This is a genomic window from Dietzia sp. PP-33 (genome assembly GCF_033790845.1).
Classification (GTDB): Bacteria; Actinomycetota; Actinomycetes; order Mycobacteriales; family Mycobacteriaceae; genus Dietzia.
In genome coordinates this window covers 146120-165636 of the sequence record NZ_JAMYEI010000003.1, presented here as the reverse complement: position 1 = coordinate 165636, position 19517 = coordinate 146120, and the positions used below count along the sequence as shown (strand labels likewise).

General features: G+C 69.2%; 23 protein-coding genes, 1 tRNA gene and 1 other RNA gene. 18 read left to right on the top strand and 7 right to left on the bottom strand.

Annotated features, from left to right (window positions below; genetic code table 11):
- Nucleotides 1-78 precede the first annotated feature (78 nt).
- The 3 genes from NJE57_RS07010 to NJE57_RS07000 all read left to right on the top strand — a co-directional run bounded on the left by NJE57_RS07010 (nt 79) and on the right by NJE57_RS07000 (nt 2177).
- On the top strand, nt 79-687 hold the full coding sequence (locus tag NJE57_RS07010) for a TetR/AcrR family transcriptional regulator (RefSeq protein WP_319027674.1): 609 nt from the start codon (nt 79-81) through the stop codon (nt 685-687).
- A 126-nt stretch (nt 688-813) separates the two neighbouring features.
- Nucleotides 814-1524, top strand: coding sequence for a peptidase S1 (locus NJE57_RS07005; RefSeq protein ID WP_319027673.1), 711 nt, complete (start codon nt 814-816; stop codon nt 1522-1524).
- Nucleotides 1525-1637: 113 nt separating this feature from the next.
- Nucleotides 1638-2177 carry a hypothetical protein gene (locus NJE57_RS07000; RefSeq protein WP_319027672.1) on the top strand — a complete coding sequence of 180 codons (540 nt, stop codon included), beginning with the start codon at nt 1638-1640 and terminating at the stop codon, nt 2175-2177.
- Nucleotides 2178-2214: 37 nt separating this feature from the next.
- Here NJE57_RS07000 and NJE57_RS06995 read toward each other — a convergent pair whose 3' ends face one another.
- The 4 genes from NJE57_RS06995 to NJE57_RS06980 all read right to left on the bottom strand — a co-directional run bounded on the left by NJE57_RS06995 (nt 2215) and on the right by NJE57_RS06980 (nt 6430).
- Nucleotides 2215-2700, bottom strand: coding sequence for a GAF domain-containing protein (locus NJE57_RS06995; protein ID WP_319027671.1), 486 nt, complete (start codon nt 2698-2700; stop codon nt 2215-2217).
- Nucleotides 2701-2837: 137 nt separating this feature from the next.
- Nucleotides 2838-4043 (bottom strand): acyl-CoA dehydrogenase family protein, encoded by a 1206-nt coding sequence (locus NJE57_RS06990; protein WP_319027670.1) that lies wholly within the window; start codon nt 4041-4043, stop codon nt 2838-2840.
- 49 nt (nt 4044-4092) lie between these two features.
- Nucleotides 4093-5499: an acyl-CoA dehydrogenase family protein gene (locus NJE57_RS06985; protein WP_319027879.1), complete on the bottom strand. Its 1407-nt coding sequence runs from the start codon at nt 5497-5499 to the stop codon at nt 4093-4095.
- Nucleotides 5500-5620: 121 nt separating this feature from the next.
- Nucleotides 5621-6430 carry an inositol monophosphatase gene (locus tag NJE57_RS06980; RefSeq protein ID WP_319027669.1) on the bottom strand — a complete coding sequence of 270 codons (810 nt, stop codon included), beginning with the start codon at nt 6428-6430 and terminating at the stop codon, nt 5621-5623.
- Nucleotides 6431-6598: 168 nt separating this feature from the next.
- Here NJE57_RS06980 and prfB point away from each other — a divergent pair, with 168 nt between their 5' ends.
- The 12 genes from prfB to NJE57_RS06920 all read left to right on the top strand — a co-directional run bounded on the left by prfB (nt 6599) and on the right by NJE57_RS06920 (nt 14533).
- A complete protein-coding gene (gene prfB / locus NJE57_RS06975; RefSeq protein WP_319027668.1) occupies nt 6599-7708 on the top strand; it encodes a peptide chain release factor 2 in 1110 nt (369 codons plus the stop codon).
- The gene (locus NJE57_RS06970) at nt 7705-8601 is read left to right on the top strand and encodes a mechanosensitive ion channel family protein (protein ID WP_319027667.1); all 897 of its coding nucleotides are present in this window, start codon (nt 7705-7707) and stop codon (nt 8599-8601) included. The genes prfB and NJE57_RS06970 overlap by 4 nt, the downstream gene beginning before the upstream one ends.
- Nucleotides 8601-9227, top strand: a complete 627-nt coding sequence (locus NJE57_RS06965) for a hypothetical protein (protein WP_319027666.1) — start codon at nt 8601-8603, stop codon at nt 9225-9227. The genes NJE57_RS06970 and NJE57_RS06965 overlap by 1 nt, the downstream gene beginning before the upstream one ends.
- Nucleotides 9228-9312: 85 nt before the next feature.
- Nucleotides 9313-10002, top strand: coding sequence for a cell division ATP-binding protein FtsE (ftsE, locus tag NJE57_RS06960; protein WP_319027665.1), 690 nt, complete (start codon nt 9313-9315; stop codon nt 10000-10002).
- Nucleotides 10002-10904 (top strand): permease-like cell division protein FtsX, encoded by a 903-nt coding sequence (gene ftsX / locus NJE57_RS06955; RefSeq protein ID WP_319027664.1) that lies wholly within the window; start codon nt 10002-10004, stop codon nt 10902-10904. The genes ftsE and ftsX overlap by 1 nt, the downstream gene beginning before the upstream one ends.
- 59 nt (nt 10905-10963) lie before the next feature.
- Nucleotides 10964-11473 carry an SsrA-binding protein SmpB gene (gene smpB, locus NJE57_RS06950; protein ID WP_319027663.1) on the top strand — a complete coding sequence of 170 codons (510 nt, stop codon included), beginning with the start codon at nt 10964-10966 and terminating at the stop codon, nt 11471-11473.
- Nucleotides 11470-12318 (top strand): EamA family transporter, encoded by an 849-nt coding sequence (locus tag NJE57_RS06945; RefSeq protein ID WP_319027662.1) that lies wholly within the window; start codon nt 11470-11472, stop codon nt 12316-12318. Before smpB ends, NJE57_RS06945 begins: the two co-directional genes overlap by 4 nt.
- A gap of 98 nt (nt 12319-12416) precedes the next feature.
- Nucleotides 12417-12789: a transfer-messenger RNA gene (gene ssrA, locus NJE57_RS06940) on the top strand.
- Between the two features lie 168 nt (nt 12790-12957).
- The gene (locus NJE57_RS06935; RefSeq protein WP_319027661.1) at nt 12958-13701 is read left to right on the top strand and encodes a DsbA family protein; all 744 of its coding nucleotides are present in this window, start codon (nt 12958-12960) and stop codon (nt 13699-13701) included.
- Between the two features lie 133 nt (nt 13702-13834).
- Nucleotides 13835-13907, top strand: a tRNA-Ala gene (locus NJE57_RS06930).
- Between the two features lie 174 nt (nt 13908-14081).
- Nucleotides 14082-14204: a hypothetical protein gene (locus tag NJE57_RS06925; protein WP_319027660.1), complete on the top strand. Its 123-nt coding sequence runs from the start codon at nt 14082-14084 to the stop codon at nt 14202-14204.
- Entirely contained in the window at nt 14201-14533 is a 333-nt protein-coding gene (locus NJE57_RS06920) for an MmcQ/YjbR family DNA-binding protein (RefSeq protein WP_319027659.1), read from the top strand. The genes NJE57_RS06925 and NJE57_RS06920 overlap by 4 nt, the downstream gene beginning before the upstream one ends.
- 40 nt (nt 14534-14573) lie before the next feature.
- On the opposite strand, the gene NJE57_RS06915 is transcribed toward NJE57_RS06920, so the two are convergent.
- A complete protein-coding gene (locus NJE57_RS06915) occupies nt 14574-15080 on the bottom strand; it encodes a VOC family protein (protein WP_319027658.1) in 507 nt (168 codons plus the stop codon).
- Here NJE57_RS06915 and NJE57_RS06910 point away from each other — a divergent pair.
- Nucleotides 15079-16014 (top strand): helix-turn-helix domain-containing protein, encoded by a 936-nt coding sequence (locus NJE57_RS06910; protein WP_319027657.1) that lies wholly within the window; start codon nt 15079-15081, stop codon nt 16012-16014. The two genes, NJE57_RS06915 and NJE57_RS06910, sit on opposite strands and share 2 nt — an antisense overlap.
- On the opposite strand, the gene NJE57_RS06905 is transcribed toward NJE57_RS06910, so the two are convergent.
- Both NJE57_RS06905 and NJE57_RS06900 read right to left on the bottom strand, forming a co-directional pair.
- Nucleotides 15966-16385 (bottom strand): YccF domain-containing protein, encoded by a 420-nt coding sequence (locus NJE57_RS06905; RefSeq protein WP_319027656.1) that lies wholly within the window; start codon nt 16383-16385, stop codon nt 15966-15968. The two genes, NJE57_RS06910 and NJE57_RS06905, sit on opposite strands and share 49 nt — an antisense overlap.
- 25 nt (nt 16386-16410) lie before the next feature.
- Nucleotides 16411-16851 carry a DUF3995 domain-containing protein gene (locus tag NJE57_RS06900; RefSeq protein ID WP_319027655.1) on the bottom strand — a complete coding sequence of 147 codons (441 nt, stop codon included), beginning with the start codon at nt 16849-16851 and terminating at the stop codon, nt 16411-16413.
- A gap of 157 nt (nt 16852-17008) precedes the next feature.
- Here NJE57_RS06900 and NJE57_RS06895 point away from each other — a divergent pair, with 157 nt between their 5' ends.
- Complete coding sequence (locus tag NJE57_RS06895) at nt 17009-18358, top strand: glycoside hydrolase family 1 protein (protein WP_319027654.1); 1350 nt, start codon at nt 17009-17011, stop codon at nt 18356-18358.
- 47 nt (nt 18359-18405) lie between these two features.
- Complete coding sequence (locus NJE57_RS06890; RefSeq protein ID WP_319027653.1) at nt 18406-19500, top strand: serine hydrolase domain-containing protein; 1095 nt, start codon at nt 18406-18408, stop codon at nt 19498-19500.
- Nucleotides 19501-19517: the final 17 nt, after the last annotated feature.

The window sequence follows — 19517 nt, the reverse complement described above, 5'->3', positions numbered from 1 at the left end:
TGTCGCGGTATGGTCTCGGGCATCGACTGATCACAGACGCCGTGCGCTGCACACGGCGCGGGGAACGAGGTGGGGCACATGACCGGATCCACTGCCGACAGGGACGTGGCCGGGCCCGGGGGCGGAGACCTCACCGCGCGTGCGCGGATCCGGCACGCCGCGCTGGCCCTGTACGCCGAGTTCGGCGAGGACAGGGTGTCGATGCGACGGGTGGCCGCCGAGGTGGGGGTGACGATCGGCCTCATCCAGCACCACTTCGGCACGAAGGAGGGCCTGCGCCGGGCCGTGGACGACCTGGTGGTGGAGCGCGTGGTCGGAGCGCTGGCGACGGTGGAGCACACGGGAACGGCCGCGGAGGTCGTGGAGGCGCGCAACGTGGCGGTCCGCGAGATGCTCCGCAAGAACCCGCAGGTGGTGAGGTATCTCAACCGGGCACTGCTCGAGACCGACGGCCGCGGGGCGCCGCTGCTGGAGGCGATCGTCGAACTCACCACCAGGGAGGTCGAGGGACTCCGGCGCGGCGGCCTCGCGTCCACGCGGACCTCGGACAAGGTGCAGGTGGTCCGGACTCTCGTGGATCAGGTGGGGGAGTTGTTCCTACAGCCCGTGGTCGAGGCGATCTGGGCGCACATCGGGGGGGACCCGGACCGGCGGCCCTCGATCCGGATCACGGTGGAGGCGGGCTGAGTCCTACCGGCCCGGCGGGGCGGGGCGGGGCGGGCGGCCCGCGCCCGTCGTGCAGACGGAGCCGGTGCCCGTTAGGCTGTGGGCGCGTATACCCGTGCAATCTGCCGGGGTGGGAAGGACACGCTCATGACGTTCACCGGTCTGGCCAGGCTCGCCGTGACTGCCGTGATGGCCGGTGCGACCGCTCTCGCGGCCCCCGCCGCGGCCCAGGCGGCGACGCCGGTCGGTGGCGGCACGCCCGTCATGGTCAACGGCGTGGCGGGATGCACTCTCACCGCCGCGGGGTACGACGCCGCCGGTACGCCGGTCGCGTTCACCGCCGCCCACTGCAGTGAGCGGATCGACGCCCCGGTCCTGCTGCGCAGCGACCCGGCCGCCGGCGTGATCGGCACCGTCGCCACCCGCAACGAGATCCTCGACTATTCGGTCATCCGCCTCGACCCGGCCGTCGTGGTCCCGGTCCGTCAGGCGGGCGTCAGCGGGCGCGGGCCCGCCCCCGAGTTCGGTGACGTGGTGTGCAAGGACGGCCTGACCACCGGCCACACCTGCGGCATCACATGGCAGCGCGAGGGCGTCAAGTTCTGGAGCCACGCGTGCGCCGGCTACGGGGACTCCGGTGGGCCCGTGACCCGGGACGGCCGCCTCGTGGGTCTGCTGTCCGGCGGGCACATGCCGCCGGCGGCCGGTTCGGCCGGCAGCCTCGGCTCCGTCCTGCCGTCCTGCCTGCACCCGGTCCAGTCACCCGTGTTCCTCCCGGCCCTGGCGTACTCGTTCGACGCGATTGTCGCCGACGCCACCGAGCGCAACTGGCCCGGGGCCGGCTTCCGGATGGCCTGACAGGTGGCCGCGTCCCGGCGGGGTCGTCCCCGAGCCGGTGGAGACGCTGAACCCGGTGTGTGATCCGGTCTCACCTGGTACGACTTGATTCACCCCGGATGAGAGGTGAATCCATGAGTCATCGTGGCACTGCCGAGACGGCGGAGGGGCGCGACCGCAAGGGCAGGGGACTGCTCGTGGTCGTCGCCCTGATCGTCGTACTGATCGTCGTCGCGATCCTCGTGTACCTGTTCACCGGAAACGCCGAGGAGTCCGAACAGCCCGCCGCCGACGACCCCCAGACCGAACTCGCCGATGCCATCGATGCCCAGGTGTCCGGTTCCTCGGTCGAGTTCGAACCCGGGTTGGTCGCGGTCGAGTTCCTGGTGCGTCAGGGTGCCTCACCGTCGGCGATGGTGCTCAGCGCGCAGGACGACACCATCGGCGTGCTCCGGGCCGTGAAGGGCTCCGACTGGGAGGGGACCGTGGAGATGACGGCCCGCACCGTCTCGATAGAACCGGTGGGTGAGCAGGACGAGCAGGGGGAGCAGGAGATGCTCAGGGTGGTGTATCTACCCGAGACGGTCGAGCGGATCGACCCCGACGGGGTCGCGCGTGAGGACGTGTGGGGGATGGCTGACGAGCAGTTCGTGGGCCCCGCCCTGACCGAGTAGACCGCCGGTCGGGGCGGCCTCATCGCCACCACAGCTCTTATCGAGACCACAGCTCCGCGGTCTCGTCGGCGCCGACCTCCGACCGGATGCGCTGCCAGTTGCGACCGCCCCGCGCGAACGTGGCCCGGACGGCGGCGGGGACGAGCGACCGGTCCGTCGGCTCCGGTCGCCACCGGCAGTCGCGGACGTGGACCAGATCCACGGAGCGCGCCTCCTCCGAGTCGTCGTAGCGCCACGGCCCCCCGAGACGCCCGAGCCAGAAGTGACCGTCGACGTCCCGAGTCCACACGTACGCGCCGTCGGGCACCTCGGCGAACCGTTCGAGCCGGCGGGCCAGTCGGTCGTCGTGCTGCGCCACGGCGGCGTCGATCGCCTCGGCGAGCGACGACGGTGCACTTGCCAGCCTGCCTCCGATGCCACAGAGTCCGTGGCGCAGGCTCCGCTCGACGCCTGCACCGTCGGCGACGTCGTCGTCCCTCGAACGCATAGGGGCCCGGAACAGGGGAACGTCGTCGGAGGCCATCGGAGCTGCTCCTCTCCCGGCGGGGCCGGTTCGGGTGGAGTGGGTGCGAGACGGGCGCACGCTGGGAACGAGAGACGCCCCCGCGGATCGATGATCCGCGGGGGCGCCTTCCGTTCAGGCCAGAGCCCGCGACCTGGTCACTTCAGTTCGGAGCTCGACAGGTCGAGGATCCGGCGCGCGATCACCAGCTGCTGGATCTGCTGGGTGCCCTCGAAGATGTCGAGGATCTTGGAGTCGCGCGACCACTTCTCCAGGAAGCTGCGCTCGGAGTAGCCGAAGCTGCCGGCCAGTTCGACCGCGCCCAGGGTCACGGCGGAGCCGGTGCGCCCGGCCTTGGCCTTGCACATCGACGCCTCCTTGGTGTTGGGCATCTTGTTGTCGGCCATCCACGCCGCACGCAGCGTGAGCAGGTACGCCGACTCCCAGTCGGCCTCGAGTTCGAGATACTTGGCCACCGCGGCCGGTTGGCTGGTGGCGGGCCGGTCGTAGTCGATCTCCAGGCCGGCCTCCTCGAGGAGGGTGCGGATCTCCTCCAGCGCGGCGCGGGCGACGCCGACGGCCATACCGGCCACCAGCGGCCGGGTGTTGTCGAAGGTCTGCATGGCTCCGGCGAAGCCCTTGTCCACGCGGACCTCCGGGTCTCCCAGGAGGTTCTCCTTGGGGACCCGGCAGTTGTCGAAGGTGATCTGCGCGGTGTCGGATGCGCGGATCCCGAGCTTGTGCTCGAGCCGGTCGACGTTGACGCCGGGGTGCTCGCGCGGGACCACGAAGGACTTGATGGCCGCGCGGCCCTTGCTCTTGTCGAGGGTCGCCCACACCACGATGTGGTCGGCACGGGCGCCGGAGGTGATGTAGATCTTGGTGCCGTTGATCACGTACTCGTCGCCGTCGAGGCGGGCGGTGGTGGAGACGGCCGCCGAGTCGGACCCGAAGTCGGGTTCGGTGATGGCCATGGAGGCCCACACCCGCCCGAACTTCTCCATCTGCTCGTCGTTCGCCACAGCGGCGATCGCGGAGTTGCCCAGACCCTGGCGGGGGATGGAGAGGGTCAGGCCCACGTCGCCCCAGCACGTCTCGATGATGTTGAGCAGGGACTTCATGTTGCCGCCGTTGGACACGCCCTCGCGGCGGGGTGCGCCACCCGAGCCCATGGTGGCACCGGAGGCGGCCTGCCCGGCGTCCTCCATGGCCTCCATCATGGCCTTGAGCGTGTCGAGCTCGACGGGGTACTCGTGCTCCGCGAGGTCGTACTTGCGGGAGACGGGACGGAAGATCTGGGTGGCGACCTGGCGGGCCTGGTTGGCGCCCGCCTCGAGCCGCTTGGGGAGTTCGAGGTTGATCATCGTCAGTGGTCCTTAGTGCTGGTGGGGCGGGTGGTGGGGTGGGCGGTGCTCACAGGACCACCACGCCCTCGGCCACACCCACGGCGCGCAGGTCGCGGTACCAGCGCTCGACGGGGTGCTCCTTGGTGAAGCCGTGCCCGCCGAGCAGCTGGACCCCGTCGAGGCCGATCCGCATGCCCTTGTCGGCGGCGATCTTGCGGGCGAGCGCGGCCTCGCGTGCGAAGGGCAGGCCCTGCTCGGCCCGGGAGGCGCCACGCCAGGTCACCAGACGCATGCCGTCGAGTTCCGTGGCCATGTCGGCCACGGCGAAGGCGACCGCCTGACGGTGGGCGATGGGTTCACCGAACGCCTGACGTTCCTTGACGTACGGGGTCACGTAGTCGAGGACCGCGTGCGAGGTGCCCACGGCGAGGGACGCCCAGCCCAGACGGGACAGGCGGATCACATCGGCGTAGGTCGCGGCCCGATCCTCGGGGGACGCGTCCGGTCCGCCCAGGACCGCGTCGGCGGGGAGGGAGACGTCGGTGAGGATGATCCGCCCCAGGCCGGCGGCGCGCAGGCCCATGGACGGGTCGGCCTCCACCACCAGTCCGTCGGTGTCGGACTCGACCACGAAGAAGGTCGGGGCCCCGTCGAGGGAGGCGGCGACGACGAAGAGCTCCGCGCTCCCCGCGGTCGGCACCATCGACTTGACGCCGCTCAGCGTGAACCCGCCGGGCGTGCGGGTGGCCGTGGTCTTGAGCTCGAAGGGGTCGAAGAGCGGACGCGGCTCCGCGACCACGACGGCGGCGGCCGGGACCTGCTCGGAGGCGAAGGCCGGCAGGTAGGACTTCTGCTGCGCGTCCGACCCGAACTGGGTCAGGGTGGTGGCCACCCCGGAGGGTGCCAGGATCGGCAGGGCCAGACCCATGTCGCCGTACGCCAGTGCCTCGGCGACGAGCGCGTTGGTCACCACCCCGCGCTCGGAGGCGATGCCCTCGAACTCCTCGGGCACGTTGAGCATGGTGGCGCCGATCTCGGAGGATCGTGTCAGCAGCGACTCGGGGGCCTCGGCGGCGTGATCGGCGTCGTGGGCGGCCGGACGGATGACCTCGGCGGCGAAATCTCGCACGGTCTCGACGATCATCTGCTGGTCGTCGTCCAGGGTGAGGTCGAACAGGTCCGGCCGCGCCTCGGTGTCGGCGTCGGGCAGGCGCTTGGGCGCGCCGGTCCCGGAGACCTTCTTGAAGGACTTGGTCGCGGCACCGAGGGTCTTGAATCCGGTCTTGGTGGCCTCGTAGGTCACCCGGTCGACCTTCTGACGAAGGTTGAAACGCTCGGCGAACTCCGACCCGGTGATCGTCGTGAGAGCGCGCATGGCGGCGCCGATCGCGTCGATCCTCGTGGGGTTCTTACCCGGGGTGGAGGCCTCCGCGCGTCCGGTCGTGGACGGGGACGTGGGGTTCTTGCTCATCATCACCAGCTGTTCTCGTGACGGACGGTGGACAGTGCTGTCGTCGGCCATCTTACTTCGGAGTAAGTTCCGAGCGCCAGACTTTGCCCGTAAGTCTCTTCCCGTGCTGGTGGGAGCGTGCTTCTCAGCCGCGGAGGAGTGCCACGGCCTGGTCGACCGCGCCAGGGCGGCCCGCCACGAACCAGTCGTATCCGTTCACCTCGACGGTCGCGCAGACCCCTCCCGCGCCCTCGACCAGGGCCCGGCCGGGGAGCCAGTCCCACTCCGGGCACGAGTGCTGGCACCACACCGTGTGGACGCCGCACGCCACCGAGGCCAGGTCGACGGAGCCGGATCCGAGCATGCGGATCGTCGCGGCACCGCGACTGACCCGGTGGAAGGGGTCGGCGAGGTCGGGGTCGGCGAAGAAGGGCGGGTGGAGGTAGGTCGCCAGGCTGCCGGCGGCGAGCTCGCCGGGGGTGAGCCGGGAGACGGGTACACCGTTGCGGCAGGTGGGTGCGTCCGAACCGCCCACGAAGGTCTCCCCGGTGACGGGCCGGTGGACCGCTCCCAGCAGGTAGTCGTCCGGACCCGTGACGGCGACGGCCGAGCACCAGTAGTCGGAACCGTTGACGAAGTTGTATGTCCCGTCGACCGGATCGACCACCCACCGGCGCTCGTGACGACCGGGCACCAGCGTCCCCTCCTCGCCGAGCACGCCGTCCTCGGGGCGATGGGCGGCCAGCAGAGTGGTGATCTGGTGCTCGGCGTCGTTGTCGGCCTCGGTCACCACATCGGACACGGAGGTCTTGTGACGGACGTCCAGGCCGTCCTCGCGTAGACGTCGGGCGAGGGCCCCCGCGTCGACGACGAGCCGGGCTGCCAGATCGGCGTCGGACATCGGGGTGACGGGATCGTCGGCCGGTGGCCGCTGGTGGCGGGTGTCAGTGGACATCTGCTTCCTCCGCTGGGGCCGCGGCGGCTCGCTGACCTCGTGCGGTAGCGGGTCCGCCCCCGGCGACGCTACCCCCGACGGTCGACGGGAGGGCGTGCACCGGACCACGGGCGGGCGACGGGTGGGGAAACACGGGTAGGACCGGCGGGCCGCGTAGAGTTGGATTCCGTGCACCCTGACGTTTCCGCCGACATCGCAGCCCTCGACGCCACCATGACCACGGTCGAGAAGGTCCTCGACATCGAGGAGCTCGCCCGACGCGTCGACGAGTTGGAGCAGATGGCCGCGGACCCCGACCTGTGGAACGACCAGGAGCGGGCCCAGAAGGTCACCAGTGAGCTCTCCTACATCCAGGCCGACCTCCGGAGATGTCGCGACCTGCGTCAACGCATCGACGACCTCCCGCTCATGTACGAGCTGGCGGAGGAGGAGGGCGACGGGGCCGTCGAGGACGCCGAGTCCGAGCGTGTCCAGCTGCGTGAGGACGTCGAGGCCATGGAGGTCAAGACGATGCTCAGCGGCGAGTACGACCAGCGCGAGGCGGTGGTCAACATCCGTGCCGGTGCCGGCGGGGTCGACGCCGCGGACTTCGCCGAGATGCTCATGCGTATGTACGTGCGCTGGGCCGAGAAGGCCGGACACAAGGTCGAGGTGTACGACACCTCGTACGCCGAGGAGGCGGGCATCAAGTCCGCCACCTTCGTCGTGCACGACCCGTACATGTACGGCACGCTCTCCGTCGAACAGGGCACCCACCGGCTGGTGCGGATCAGCCCGTTCGACAACCAGGGCCGCCGCCAGACCTCGTTCGCCGAGGTCGAGGTGTTGCCGGTCGTCGAGCAGACCGACTCGATCGAGGTGGACGAGAACGAGGTCCGCGTGGACGTCTACCGCTCGTCCGGTCCCGGCGGGCAGTCCGTCAACACGACCGACTCGGCGGTTCGACTCACCCACGTCCCCACGGGGATAGTGGTGACGTGTCAGAACGAGAAGTCGCAGCTGCAGAACAAGGTCGCGGCCATGAAGGTGCTGCAGGCCAAGCTGCTGGCACGCAAGCAGCAGGAGGAGCGGGCGGCACTGGACGCGCTCGGGTCCGGGGGCAACGCGTCCTGGGGTAACCAGATGCGCTCCTATGTCCTGCACCCGTACCAGATGGTCAAGGACCTGAGGACCGAGCACGAGGTCAACAACCCGTCGGCGGTCCTGGACGGTGACCTGGACGGGTTCATCGAGGCCGGCATCCGGTGGCGGATGCGGGAGGGGGCCGACGCGGAGTGAATTTCCAGAGTGATTTCAGCCCGATCCTGACCTGGCTCAGCAACAACGGCCTCGAGGTCGTCCTACTGATCCTGGGCGCGGCTCTGCTGACACGGGTGATCGTCAAGATCGCGCGGATGTGGACCGGGCGGATCGACGCCCGGCACGCCGCAGAGGACTTCTGGTCGGAGGAGTCCAAACACCTCCACTCGCTCATCCAGGTGATCTCGTACGTCGCGGTGGGCATCCTGTACATCCTGTTCGGAATCCAGATCCTGCTGCGGTTCGGCGTCAACCTGGTCGCGCTCGTCGCGCCGGCCACTGTGCTCGGCGCGGCGCTGGGCTTCGGTGCCCAGAAGATCGTGCAGGATTTCCTGGCCGGGTTCTTCGTCCTCGCCGAGCGCCAGTACGGCTACGGGGACATCGTGGAACTGACCACGGCGACCGGCGTCACCGCGGGCACCATCGAGGACGTCACGCTGCGGATCACGCGGCTGCGCACCCTCGACGGTGAGGCGGTGATCGTCCCCAACGGGCAGATCGTCACCGCCATCAACCAGTCGCAGGACTGGGCGCGCGCGATCATCGACGTCCCGGTGCCCAACAACGCGGACATGGACAAGGCGAACGAGGTGCTCGCGGAGATCTGCCGGGGCATCGTCGACGATGAGCGGGTGGGTCAGTACATCCTGGACGAGCCCACCGTGATGGGCGTGCAGTCGATCAAGCTCGAGCAGACGGTGATCCGGCTGTTGGCCCGGACCAAACCCGGCATGCAGTGGGAGGTGGGCCGCCGGATGCGCGCGGTCATCCTGCGGCGCTTCCGTGCCGAGGGGATCGTCCTGGAGCCCGAGGCCCTGGCGGCGATCCGCGCGGGCATGCTCCGCCCGCAGACCGGAGAGGGGAGCGTGTGATGTCCGAGCGCCGAGACGACGACCCGACACCCGATCGGCGGGGACCTCAGGACGAGGTCGATCCGCGGACGGATCCCGCGCACACGCGGGATCTGCAGGTCACCGGCGATCCACTGGGCCTCGGGGGGACTCCCGATCCCGACGCCCCGTCCCGTCGTCCCCGACCGAGGATCGTGTCCCTCCTCGGGGAGTTCTTCAAGATGTCCCGGACCACCGCGATCCTCCTGGTGACGTTCGTGCTGGTCGCCATCCTGTATTCGATGGTCAAGAGCGAGCCGGTCCTCTCGGTCCGCTCCCCGGCGCCTCAGGCGACCACATCCGAGAGCGAGCCGGGCACGTCGACCGACCCGTCCACCAGTCCGTCCCCGTCCGAGCAGGCCACCGAGACCTCGGTGCCGACGGTGACGACTCCGTCGGCGCCGACGGGTGGCACCACGAGTGATCCCTCGTCGGAGGGGCGGCAGGCCACCACATCGGCCCCCGGCGGTCCGGGGGACCAGACCCAACAGACCCAACAGACCCAACAGTCCCCGCAGGACGTGCAGCCGCAGCCGCAACAGCAGCCCCAGCAGGTTCCGGAGGGTGCGGCCGCTGTCCCGACCGGCGGCGACCAGGCCGAGCAGTAGCGCTACGGGGATGGTCGTGCCAGTGGTACGTCGGGATCCTGCCTGTCACGCAGTCATGTGACTGGAGTAGCGCTAGGCTACTTGTGTGATCAGTGCTTCTCATGTGACCAAGTCGTACGCGTCCTCGACGCGCCCGGCTCTGTCCGATGTGAGTGTGGAGATCGCCACAGGCGAGTTCGCGTTCCTCATCGGCGCCTCGGGATCGGGAAAGTCGACGTTCCTGCGGCTCGTCCTCCGCGAGGACCGGATCGATTCCGGGAAGCTCGTCGTAGCCGGCCACGACCTCACCCGCATGAAGACCTCCTCGGTGCCGGCACTGCGGCGCACGCTCGGGTGCGTCTTCCAGGACTTCCGGCTGCTCCAGGGGAAGACCGTGGCCGAAAACGTGGCGTTCGCCCTGCAGGTGATCGGCAAGTCGCGCCGGACGATCGACAAGGTCGTCCCGGAGACCCTCGAGATGGTGGGCCTGGGTCGTGAGGCCGGCCGGCGACCGCACGAACTCTCCGGTGGAGAGCAACAACGCGTGGCGATCGCGCGGGCGTTCGTCAACCGGCCGCAGCTGTTGCTGGCCGACGAGCCGACCGGGAACCTCGACCCCGAGACCAGCGAGGACATCATGCTGCTGCTGGACCGGATCAACAGGACCGGGACCACCGTCCTCATGGCCACCCACGACCGGCACATCGTCGACCGCTCGCGGCGCCGAGTGGTCGAACTCGTCGACGGCAAGGTCGTCCGGGACGATTCCCGGGGCACGTACGGGGTGGGTCGCTGATGGCCGTGAAGTTCATCGCGTCCGAGGTCGCCCAGGGACTGCGCCGCAACCTGTCCATGACGCTGGCGATGATCATCACCACCGCCGTGGCACTGGCGATGCTGGGGGCGGGCGTCCTCGTGGTGATGACGGCCTCGGCCAGCCAGGTCAAATACGACTACCTCAACGAGTTCCGTGTCTACGTGGACCGGTCCATCTCCCTCGAGGACCCCGACTGCACCTCGGCGTGCGGTCAGATCCGGGACGAGCTCGAGGCCACAGCCGGAGTGGCCTCGGTGGAGTACAAGGACCCACAGGAGACGTACGAGGAGTTTGTCGAGCTGTTCGCCTCCACGGATCCGGTCCTCGTGGAGTCGACCTCCCCGGACGCACTCGGTTCGCGGTTCACGCTCACGCTGGACGACCCGACCCGCGCGGAGTCCGTGGCCGAGGAACTGGGCGGCGTCGCGGGGATCGAGATCGTGCAAGGCCAGGGGGAGTTGGTCGAGCGTGTGTTCTCGGTACTGGACGGGATCCGCAACGCCGCGTTCGCCGTCGCGGTGGTCCAACTCGTGGCCACGGTCCTGCTCATCGCCAACATGACCCAGATCGCGGCGTTCACCCGCCGGACAGCGCTGGGGATCATGCGACTGGTGGGTGCGAGCCGCTGGTACACCGAGTTGCCGTTCGTGTTGGAGGCGGTGCTCGCATCCGTGGTCGGGTCGCTGCTCGCGGTGGGCGGACTACTCGCGGCCAAGGGCGTCTTCCTCGACAGGGTCCTGGCGGAGGCGTACCGGGCGAACCTCGTGGAACGCATCACCACGACGGACATCCTGATGCTGGCGCCGGTCCTCGTGGTGGCGGGCGCACTGGCGTCCGCGCTCACGGCGTGGGTCACGCTGCGGATCACGGTTCGGCAGTGATCCCGGACTGATCTAGACTGGGGGATCTGCCCGACAACCGGACGAGGAGGTGAGCCGACGTGGCCAAGAAGAACAAGAAGAAGGGTGCGTCGACCCTCGGCCGTGACGGCAGCGTGGTCGCGAGCAACCGCAAGGCCCGGCACGAGTACACGATCCTCGGAACCCACGAGGCGGGTATCGCACTGGTGGGGACCGAGATCAAGAGTATGCGCGAAGGCCAGGCCTCACTGGTCGACGCGTTCGCCACGATCGACGACGGCGAGTTGTGGCTCCGCGGACTCCACATCCCCGAGTACTCGCACGGGAGCTGGACGAACCACGCGCCGAAACGGGCTCGCAAGCTGCTGATGCACCGGCGCGAGATCGACTCGCTCGTCGGCAAGGTGCGCGACGGCAACGCCACGCTGGTCCCGCTGTCCCTCTACTTCGTGAACGGACGGGTGAAGGTCGAACTGGCCGTCGCGCGGGGTAAGCAGGCCCACGACAAACGCCATGATCTCGCCAAACGGACCGCCGAGCGTGAAGCTGTTCGCGAACTCGGCAGGAAGATCAAGGGCATGCACGCGTGATCCCGGTCGCGCTGGCGTCGACCTCGGCGGTGGCGTACGGCATCAGCGACTACCTCGGCGGCGTCGCCTCCCGCCGCGCCCGCGCTCTCCGGGTCGTCAGTGTGTCGTACCCGCTGTCGATCGTGCTCGTGGGTGCGGCGGCCGTGGTGGCCGGTGGTGCGCCGACGCTGATCGGCGTGGCCTGGGGACTGGGGTCGGGCCTGGTGTCCGGGATCGCGGTGTGGACGTTCTACGTCGCGCTCTCACAGGGGCCGATGAGCGTGATCTCACCGATCACGGCGGTCCTCGCCGCGGCGGTGCCGCTCGCCGTCGGACTGGCGGCGGGGGAGCGGCCCGGCACAGGGGCGCTCGTCGGTATGGCGGTGGCGCTCGTGGCGACGGTCCTCGTCTCGCTGGAGAGCGAACAGGGGTCCTCGATCGGACACGGTCGTCTGACTCCGCGACTGGGTGCGCTCACGGTGGTTTCGGGGCTGGCATTCGCGGGTTTCTTCGTCCTGCTGGCGCAGGTCCCGCCGGGCGAGGGGTTGTGGCCGGTCGCCGCCTCCCGGATCGGCGCGACCGTGGTCGTGCTCGCCGCGGCCGTCGCCGCTCGCGAGTCGTTCAGGTTCTCGCGACAGCTCATCGCCGTCGGCCTGGTGATCGCACTGTTCGACGCGATCGCCAACAGTGCCTTCTACTTCGCCTCGCAGGCGGGGATGCTCTCGCTGGTCAGTGTGATCGCCGCGCTCTACCCCGCGTTCACGGTCGCGCTCGCGATCACCCATGGTGGCGAGCGCCTGCGTGCGGTCCAACTGGTCGGGATCGTGCTGGCCGGGGTGGCGATCACCCTTCTCGCGCTGGGCTGAATCGGCACCCTTTCGCTCGGTGACACAACTCACCATGGTGTGGGGGCCGCGCGCGGGGTATGGTGAGTGGTCCGTCGGCGAGAGTTGACGGACCTGACGGGGCTGATGTGGTTTCGACTACGTGAGTTGACGCAGGGGAAGCGTGCCGGTGCAGGCCAGAGACCACCGTAAGCGTCGTGGCAACCAATTACGCGCCGATACCAATCAGCGCGACTACGCCCTCGCTGCCTGACAGCGAGCTCGTAGTCTGTCGGCCCGGGGTCGCCCTCGCCCCGGTCCCCGGCATCATCTAGAGGGATCACCGGCTCACCCGGTCACGGGGTGGGTCGGGACATCAAACAGTGACTGGGATCGTCATCACCTACATGTCCGCGTGAGGGTGAGATCCGAGTAGAGACAGAGCGGACTGCGCACGGAGAAGCCCTGCCGATGCTGCGGAGGACCCGGGTTCAATTCCCGGCAGCTCCACCATCGGGCCGAGCCCCCGGTCGATCATCGACCGGGGGCTCGGTGCATTTCTCGCATCGTCACCTGCCCGCACCTGAAAGAGGCCTCAGGCGGCTTCGGTACCCTCTCGGTAGTCGCCGATCGCTCGTCAGAGGGCCGACGGTTTCCCAGTAGAGAAAGGCCCACTCACACGTGAACGCCAAGCCCGCACGGAACAAGAACACCAAGGTGCTCCAGACCAAGTCGAACAACGGGATGCTCATCACGGTCGCGGCACTGATCGCCGTCGCCGTCCTGGTGCTCGGCGGTGTTGTCTGGCTCGCGCAGAGGGGCGGCGAGGCGAACCCCATCGCATTCGGTGAGACGGCGGACGATCAGATCGAGATCTCCGACACCGGTGTGATCAAGGTGGGGGAGGAGTCGGCCCCGACCATCCAGATGTGGGAGGACTTCATGTGTCCCGCCTGCGCCTCCTTCGAGGGCCAGAACGGCGAGCGGATCGCCTCCGCCGTCGAGGCCGGTGACCTGCGCGTGGAGTTCCACACCCTCAACTTCCTCAACGGCCAGTCGGCGTCGGGTGAGTACTCCACCCGCGCACTCGCGGCCATCCAGTGCGTGGCGGCCAAGGACTCGCTGCCCGTGTTCTTCGACGTCAAGAACGTCTTCTTCGCCCAGCAGCCCGCCGAGGGCGGCGGGGACCGCACCCCGGGCGAGCTGGCGGACATCGCGGAGGCCGCAGGGGCGAATGCGGACTCCGTCGAGTGCATCGGCAACGTGGAGACCAACGGCGGTATGGAGAAGGCTTCCGACACCGCCGACAACGCGCAGGACAGCATCCGCGAGGTCACCGACCGTGTCTCCACCCCCACCGTCGCCTACGAGGGCGAGGTCGTGGAGATCAGCGACCCGGCCTGGCTCGACGGCATCATCTCCTGACCCCGGACGTCGGTGACCGGCACCGGCCCCGCCCGTCCAGGGCGGGGCCGGAGTCGATTTGGAGGAGCCGAACGTGATGGGGTAACTTTGGTCGGGCCGGTCACCGAGAGGTGAACGGAGGAAAGACGAATACGGGGCTATGGCGCAGCTGGTAGCGCACCACACTGGCAGTGTGGGGGTCAGGGGTTCGAGTCCCCTTAGCTCCACGTAGTTCGCGACGTTCGATAGCTGCCCCGCCTGATGGCGGGGCAGCGTCGTTTCGCGGGTCAGCCTCTTCTGCCGGCGGATGGTCTGCTTCCACGATCCGACCGGGTCCTCACGTGCGGTCGATTCTCGGCGAACTCGACTGATCTCGCGGGACGCGAGCTGACACTGTGATCATGACTATCGAGCACATGAGCATGGTGGACACCGCGATCCGCGGCACGATGACCCTGTGGGTCCACGACGATCTCACCCGTGACCACGACATCCGGCTTCATTCCATCCCTGGACTGACATGACGAGCCCCCATACCGCACGTCGGTTGGCACTCGAACTACCCGGCGCCACCGAGCAGGATCATCACGGCTTCCCGTCCTTCCGGGTCCGCGGACGCATCTTCGCCACGCTGCCGGCCACGGACAGGCTGCGGGCGATGCTCGATGCGCCCGGCATCCGCACCGCCGCAGCCGAGCACCCCGATGTCTGCGCCGAGTTCTACTGGGGAAAACGTCTGGCCTGCGTCGAGATCGACCTCCCCCGCGCCGACACCGAACTCATCCGAGAACTACTCGCCGACGCGTGGGAGCACAGGAGCGGCCAGCCGCGTCCAATGCCCCCCGCGCAGTGAACGGCGTCCTCGACTACGCGTTCGGTGCCGCTAGCGTTCGCTATCCCTGCTCCGCCGCCCACTCGGTGACCCGACGTGCGCTCTCGGACTCGGACAGGTCCTGGACGCGGGACATGATCGACCAGCGGACGCCGTACGGATCGCGGATCGAGGCGAACCGATCGCCGGAGACGAACTCGCTCACCGGCTCGCGGATCGTGGCGCCGGCCAGCTCCGCCCGGTGGACCACGTCGTCGACGTCTGCGCAGTACAACCCGATCGAATAGCAGGCGACCTCGCCGGATGGCGAGGGCACGAGTCCGAATCGGGGACTGGGCTCGCCGAGCTGGAGGCGACCGTTGCCGAAGTCGAGTTCGGCGTGCACGACGATCCCTCCCATCTCGGTCACGTCGACCACCCGCGCGCCGAACACCGAGGAATAGAATTCGACGGCGTCCCCCGCCCGTTCAACAGCGAGGAACGGCGTGAGGCTGGTCGACCCGTGGGGGACGCCGTCAGTGGTGTGCTCTCCGGTGACCCCGGTCCGGGGTGTGGTGCTCTCGGTCATGCGGCAAACCTACGAGGACACCTGCCACTGCGGCTTGAAGATTCGCGACGGGGTCGCGACCGACGCGGACAGGGGGGAAGCGATGGCCGAATCCGCTGATCGACGCGGGATCCTCTACCCGGATCGGCTGCCGACCTTCCATCGCCGGATCGCTCCGCCGGAATTGCGCGACCGCGTCCGGTGGTTCTGGATCCCGCGCTGGCGTCTCGCGCCGGGGGAGACCTCCCGGCAGGAGCTGCTGGCGTTCCCCGCGTCCAACCTCGTCGTCGAGCCCGGCGGCGTCAGCCTCACCGGACCCACCACCGGCGCCTCCCATCGCGACCTGAGCGGCACCGGATGGGCGGTCGGCGCCCTGCTCCGCCCCGCCGGCCTCGCCTCGCTGACCCCCGAACCGCAGCGGATCCGCGACACCGAGACCCCCATTCCAGCCGCAGAGCTGCACCGCGCCGTCGCGGGCTCCATGGGGGAGGCGGACGAGGTCGTGGGCAGCGCGAGCGAGATCGACGAGCGCGAGTCCCGGGCGCGCGACCGGGCGCTCGATGCCCTGACCGCATGGGTTTCCGAGCACCTGGCGGCCCCGGACGACGGCGGCGTCCTGGCGAACGCCATGGAGGACCTCATCGCGTCGGATCGGTCGATCATCCGGGTGGACCAGGTCGCCCGGAGGCTCGGGATGTCGACGCGCGGGGTCCAGCGCCTCGCGCACCGCTACGTGGGTGTCCCGCCGCTGGCGATGATCCGTCGGTACCGACTCCAGGAGGCCGCCCAGCGTCTGCGTGAGGATCCGGCGGTGACCATCGCACAGATCGCCGCGGACCTCGGATACTCCGACCACGCCCACCTCAGCGCCGACTTCCGCACCGTCCTCGGGCTGAGCCCGAACTCCTACCGCCGTGGACCCGGTGTGGCGGCGAATGGATCCTCCGACGGGTGACGGATCGGCACTATTCGTTGGCCCAGCGGGAGCAGCGCCAGCGGGACCATCTTCCAGCAGGCGATGCCGAACGGGATGCCCACGATCGTCACGCACAGCAGTAGTCCGGCGACGAGGTGGGCGATCGCCAGCTCCCACCCGAGCAGCAGGATCCACAGGATGTTGCCGATCACCGAGAGCAGGCCGGCATCCCGGCGGAACTCGGTCCGCCGCCCGAACGGCCACAGGACGAAACCCGCGAGTCGGAACGAGGCGATGCCGAACGGGATCGTGATGATCAGGACGAAGGCGACGATCCCCGCGAAGACGTACAACAACGCCAGCCACCAGCCGGCGAGAAGGAACCAGAGGACGTTTCCCAGAGTGCGCACCCCACCACGGTAGACACTGCGGCCCTCAGGTTCTGCGGGTAGCGACCAATGCGATCGTCAGTGCCACGCCCCACACCGCGAAGAGCGGGTCCCACACGAAGGCATGGCCGATCAACCCCGGCCGGTCATAGTTCTCGGTCTCGACCCAGCCGGCAAGGATGGCGACGGCTGCCGAGGCGTTGACCGCACCGTAGATGATCAGGAAGGGTCCACCGACCCACGCACACCCGCGCCAGACGCGTCGGCCGGGTATCCGGCCCGTCTCAGCGAGTAGCGGAATCCATGCGGCGAGCAATTTCGCGACAGCGACCGCGAGAAGTCCGCCGAGCGCTAGGAGGGGACGTTCCTCCACTGCAGCGACGGCCCATCCTCCGACGGTGTCCAGCAGGACCCGGCCGCCGAACGCCCAGTAAGCACTCCACGCAGCATGGATCGTGCCCAGGACCGCCGCGACCCACAGAGCCACCGGGGCCAAGGGTGCCGGTCGACCCGAAGTGCCGTTCACATCCACGATCGGCATGCTATTCGACGTGCGGCTCGTCGAGGGGCCGGTGCCGGGCGGCGTATGTCCCAGGTCACCTCAATGCGCGTACGGCGCGGCGGAACTGTGCCATGTTTTAGTGATGGGTGTTCATGAATCTCCAGTTATCCGAAAGCTGCTCGCGCAGGTGCTCGTGCTGTGCCTGGCCGTGACCGCTCTGATCGCGGGTTCTGCAGACGCGCGGGCGCAGGCGCAGGCGGTCGAGGGGTTCCACTGGGGGGTGGCCACGTCCGGCTTCCAGGTCGAGGGTTCAAATAGGGACTCGAACTGGAAGCGGCACGTCGACGCCGCTGCCTCGCGTGGCGAGGCCGATCCGGTGAACGACGCGGTCGACTTCTGGAACAGGTACGAAGAAGATGTCGCCCGGGCTGCGGACATGGGCGTCACCACGTTCCGGCTCAGCGTGGAGTGGTCTCGCATCGAGCCGGAGCCGGGCCGGTACGACGAGGAGGCGCTGCGTCGGTACGACCGCATTCTCGCCTCGATCAGGGCGCACGGCATGACGCCGATGATCACCATGGTCCACTACGTGTACCCGGGATGGCTGGTCGACCGAGGAGGTTTCCTCTCGCCTGATGCGGTGGAGGCGTTCGGGCGATACGCCGAGCTGATCACCGAGCGGTGGGCGGGGGACGGCACGATGTGGGTCACGTTCAACGAGCCACTCGTGTTCTTCAGCCACGAGCTCCGCATCGGGCTCGTGGGGCTGCACCAGTTCAACGATTTCCGGGGCAACGTGGTGGCGGCCCACAAACTGGGATACTACGCCGCGCACCGCGCGGACCCGAATGCGATGGTCACCGCCAACGAGGCGTACCTGCCCGCGTTCGCGTCGACCACGGACGATCTCCTGCTAGGCCACATCCGCGACGAGCTGGACTTCGTCGGCATCGACTACTACTACGGCATCGCGCTGGACAACCTCACCACCATCCGTGCGGCGTGGGACGACTTCGCCGGCGTCAGGCCGCAGCCGGAGGGGATCTACGAGGCGATCGTCCACTACGCGACGCACTTCCCGGGGATGCCGCTGTACATCGTCGAGAACGGACTGCCCACGGACAACGGCCACCGCGGCGACGGCATCGACCGCGGTGACTACCTCCGCGACACCGTCTTCTGGATCCAGCGCGCGGTCGCCGACGGGTACCCGGTGATCGGGTACAACCACTGGTCCCTGGTCGACAACTACGAGTGGGGGACCTACGACTCCCGATTCGGTCTCTACCGGGTCGACGTACTGTCCGATCCGGCACTCGAGCGCAGGCCGACGTCGGGGGTCGAGGCGTACCGGGACGTCATCGCCCGCGGTGGCGTCCCGGAGGGGTACCGCCCGGTCCTGCCGGTCGGGGTGTGCTCGCTCGGCACGATCCCCGACACGTGCCTGAACCCCGTCGACGTCCACGGACCGCTCGCGACGCTGGCGGGCTGACGATCGGGGGTCTTCTCCCACCGGAGCTCCGGACGTAGGGTCTGCTCATGCCACGGATGGAATCCGTCAGCGAGTCACTCGACGCCCTGGTCGACGCCGGGCGTCTGACCGGGTACGTCTGCGGGGTGCGTCAGGGTGGCCGGACCAGGCTCGCCGCCGGCGGGGCCCGGTCCGTCGACGGCCCCGCTCTCGAGCCCGACACCGTGTTCCCGCTGTCGTCGAACACCAAACCCGTGGGCGGGGTGCTCGCGATGAGGCTGGTGGAACTCGGTGTCCTGGGGATCGACGATCCGGTCGCCACCCATCTGCCCGAGCTGGCGGACCCCCGGGTCCTCGCGGACCCGGGCGGGCCGATCGACCGCACCGTGCCGGCGGAGCGCCCGATCACCCTGAGGCATCTGCTCACCATGACCGCCGGGTTCGGCTGGGCGGGGGAGGGCAGCCCGCTGGCCGGGGCCATGAGCGAGCGGCAGGTCGGACCCGGCCCCTACGCCCCACCGATGGCGCCGGACGAGTACCTCCGACAACTGGGTGTACTGCCTCTGGCCGACCAGCCGGGGCACGGGTGGCTCTACCACACGAGCAGTGACGTCCTGGGGGTTCTCCTGGCCCGGGCTACGGGCGCCTCCGTGTCGCAGCTGGTGGCCGAGCACCTCACGGAACCGCTGGGGCTGGCGGACTGCGGTTTCTCTGCCGACCCGGGCCGGATGCCCACCAGCTACGGGATGGGGCCCGACGGGGAGCTCAGGGCGCTGGATACCCGGGACCGGTTCGACCACCCACCGCGGTTCGAATCCCTGGCGTGCGGGCTGGCCTCGACCGTCTCCGACTACCTGGCGATCCTCGACGTCCTGATCGATGGCGGGACCGTACTGGGGGCGGAGCACGTGGACACCATGACGACAGACCAGCTGACCCCGCACCAGCGCGCCGCGGCCGAGGGGATCATCGGGCCCGGCTGCGGCTACGGCGTGCAGGTGGAGGTCCGCCCCGACGGGGTGGTCGGTTGGGCCGGGGGGCTGGGGACCATCGGCTACGTCGACCGTCACACCGGCCGGTGCGCGGCGGTGTTCACCACCCAGTCCTACGACGTCCCCGGAACGGAGGACGCGCTGGACTCGGTGTGGGAGTTGCTGCGGTGACCGGGCCCGCCGGGGTA

Excerpts from the sequence above, each read along its gene's own strand:
- NJE57_RS07005 (WP_319027673.1), top strand. The coding sequence starts at position 814 with ATGACGTTCACCGGTCTGGCCAGGCTCGCCGTGACTGCCGTGATGGCC.
- NJE57_RS07000 (WP_319027672.1), top strand. The coding sequence starts at position 1,638 with ATGAGTCATCGTGGCACTGCCGAGACGGCGGAGGGGCGCGACCGCAAG.
- NJE57_RS06980 (WP_319027669.1), bottom strand. The coding sequence starts at position 6,430 with ATGTCCACTGACACCCGCCACCAGCGGCCACCGGCCGACGATCCCGTC.
- NJE57_RS06965 (WP_319027666.1), top strand. The coding sequence starts at position 8,601 with ATGTCCGAGCGCCGAGACGACGACCCGACACCCGATCGGCGGGGACCT.
- NJE57_RS06910 (WP_319027657.1), top strand. The coding sequence starts at position 15,079 with ATGCGGCAAACCTACGAGGACACCTGCCACTGCGGCTTGAAGATTCGC.
- NJE57_RS06890 (WP_319027653.1), top strand. The coding sequence starts at position 18,406 with ATGCCACGGATGGAATCCGTCAGCGAGTCACTCGACGCCCTGGTCGAC.
- NJE57_RS06995 (WP_319027671.1), bottom strand. The coding sequence starts at position 2,700 with ATGGCCTCCGACGACGTTCCCCTGTTCCGGGCCCCTATGCGTTCGAGG.
- NJE57_RS06915 (WP_319027658.1), bottom strand. The coding sequence starts at position 15,080 with ATGACCGAGAGCACCACACCCCGGACCGGGGTCACCGGAGAGCACACC.
- NJE57_RS06990 (WP_319027670.1), bottom strand. The coding sequence starts at position 4,043 with ATGATCAACCTCGAACTCCCCAAGCGGCTCGAGGCGGGCGCCAACCAG.
- NJE57_RS06985 (WP_319027879.1), bottom strand. The coding sequence starts at position 5,499 with ATGATGAGCAAGAACCCCACGTCCCCGTCCACGACCGGACGCGCGGAG.
- NJE57_RS07010 (WP_319027674.1), top strand. The coding sequence starts at position 79 with ATGACCGGATCCACTGCCGACAGGGACGTGGCCGGGCCCGGGGGCGGA.
- NJE57_RS06920 (WP_319027659.1), top strand. The coding sequence starts at position 14,201 with ATGACGAGCCCCCATACCGCACGTCGGTTGGCACTCGAACTACCCGGC.
- NJE57_RS06895 (WP_319027654.1), top strand. The coding sequence starts at position 17,009 with ATGGGTGTTCATGAATCTCCAGTTATCCGAAAGCTGCTCGCGCAGGTG.
- NJE57_RS06925 (WP_319027660.1), top strand. The coding sequence starts at position 14,082 with ATGACTATCGAGCACATGAGCATGGTGGACACCGCGATCCGCGGCACG.
- ftsX (WP_319027664.1), top strand. The coding sequence starts at position 10,002 with ATGGCCGTGAAGTTCATCGCGTCCGAGGTCGCCCAGGGACTGCGCCGC.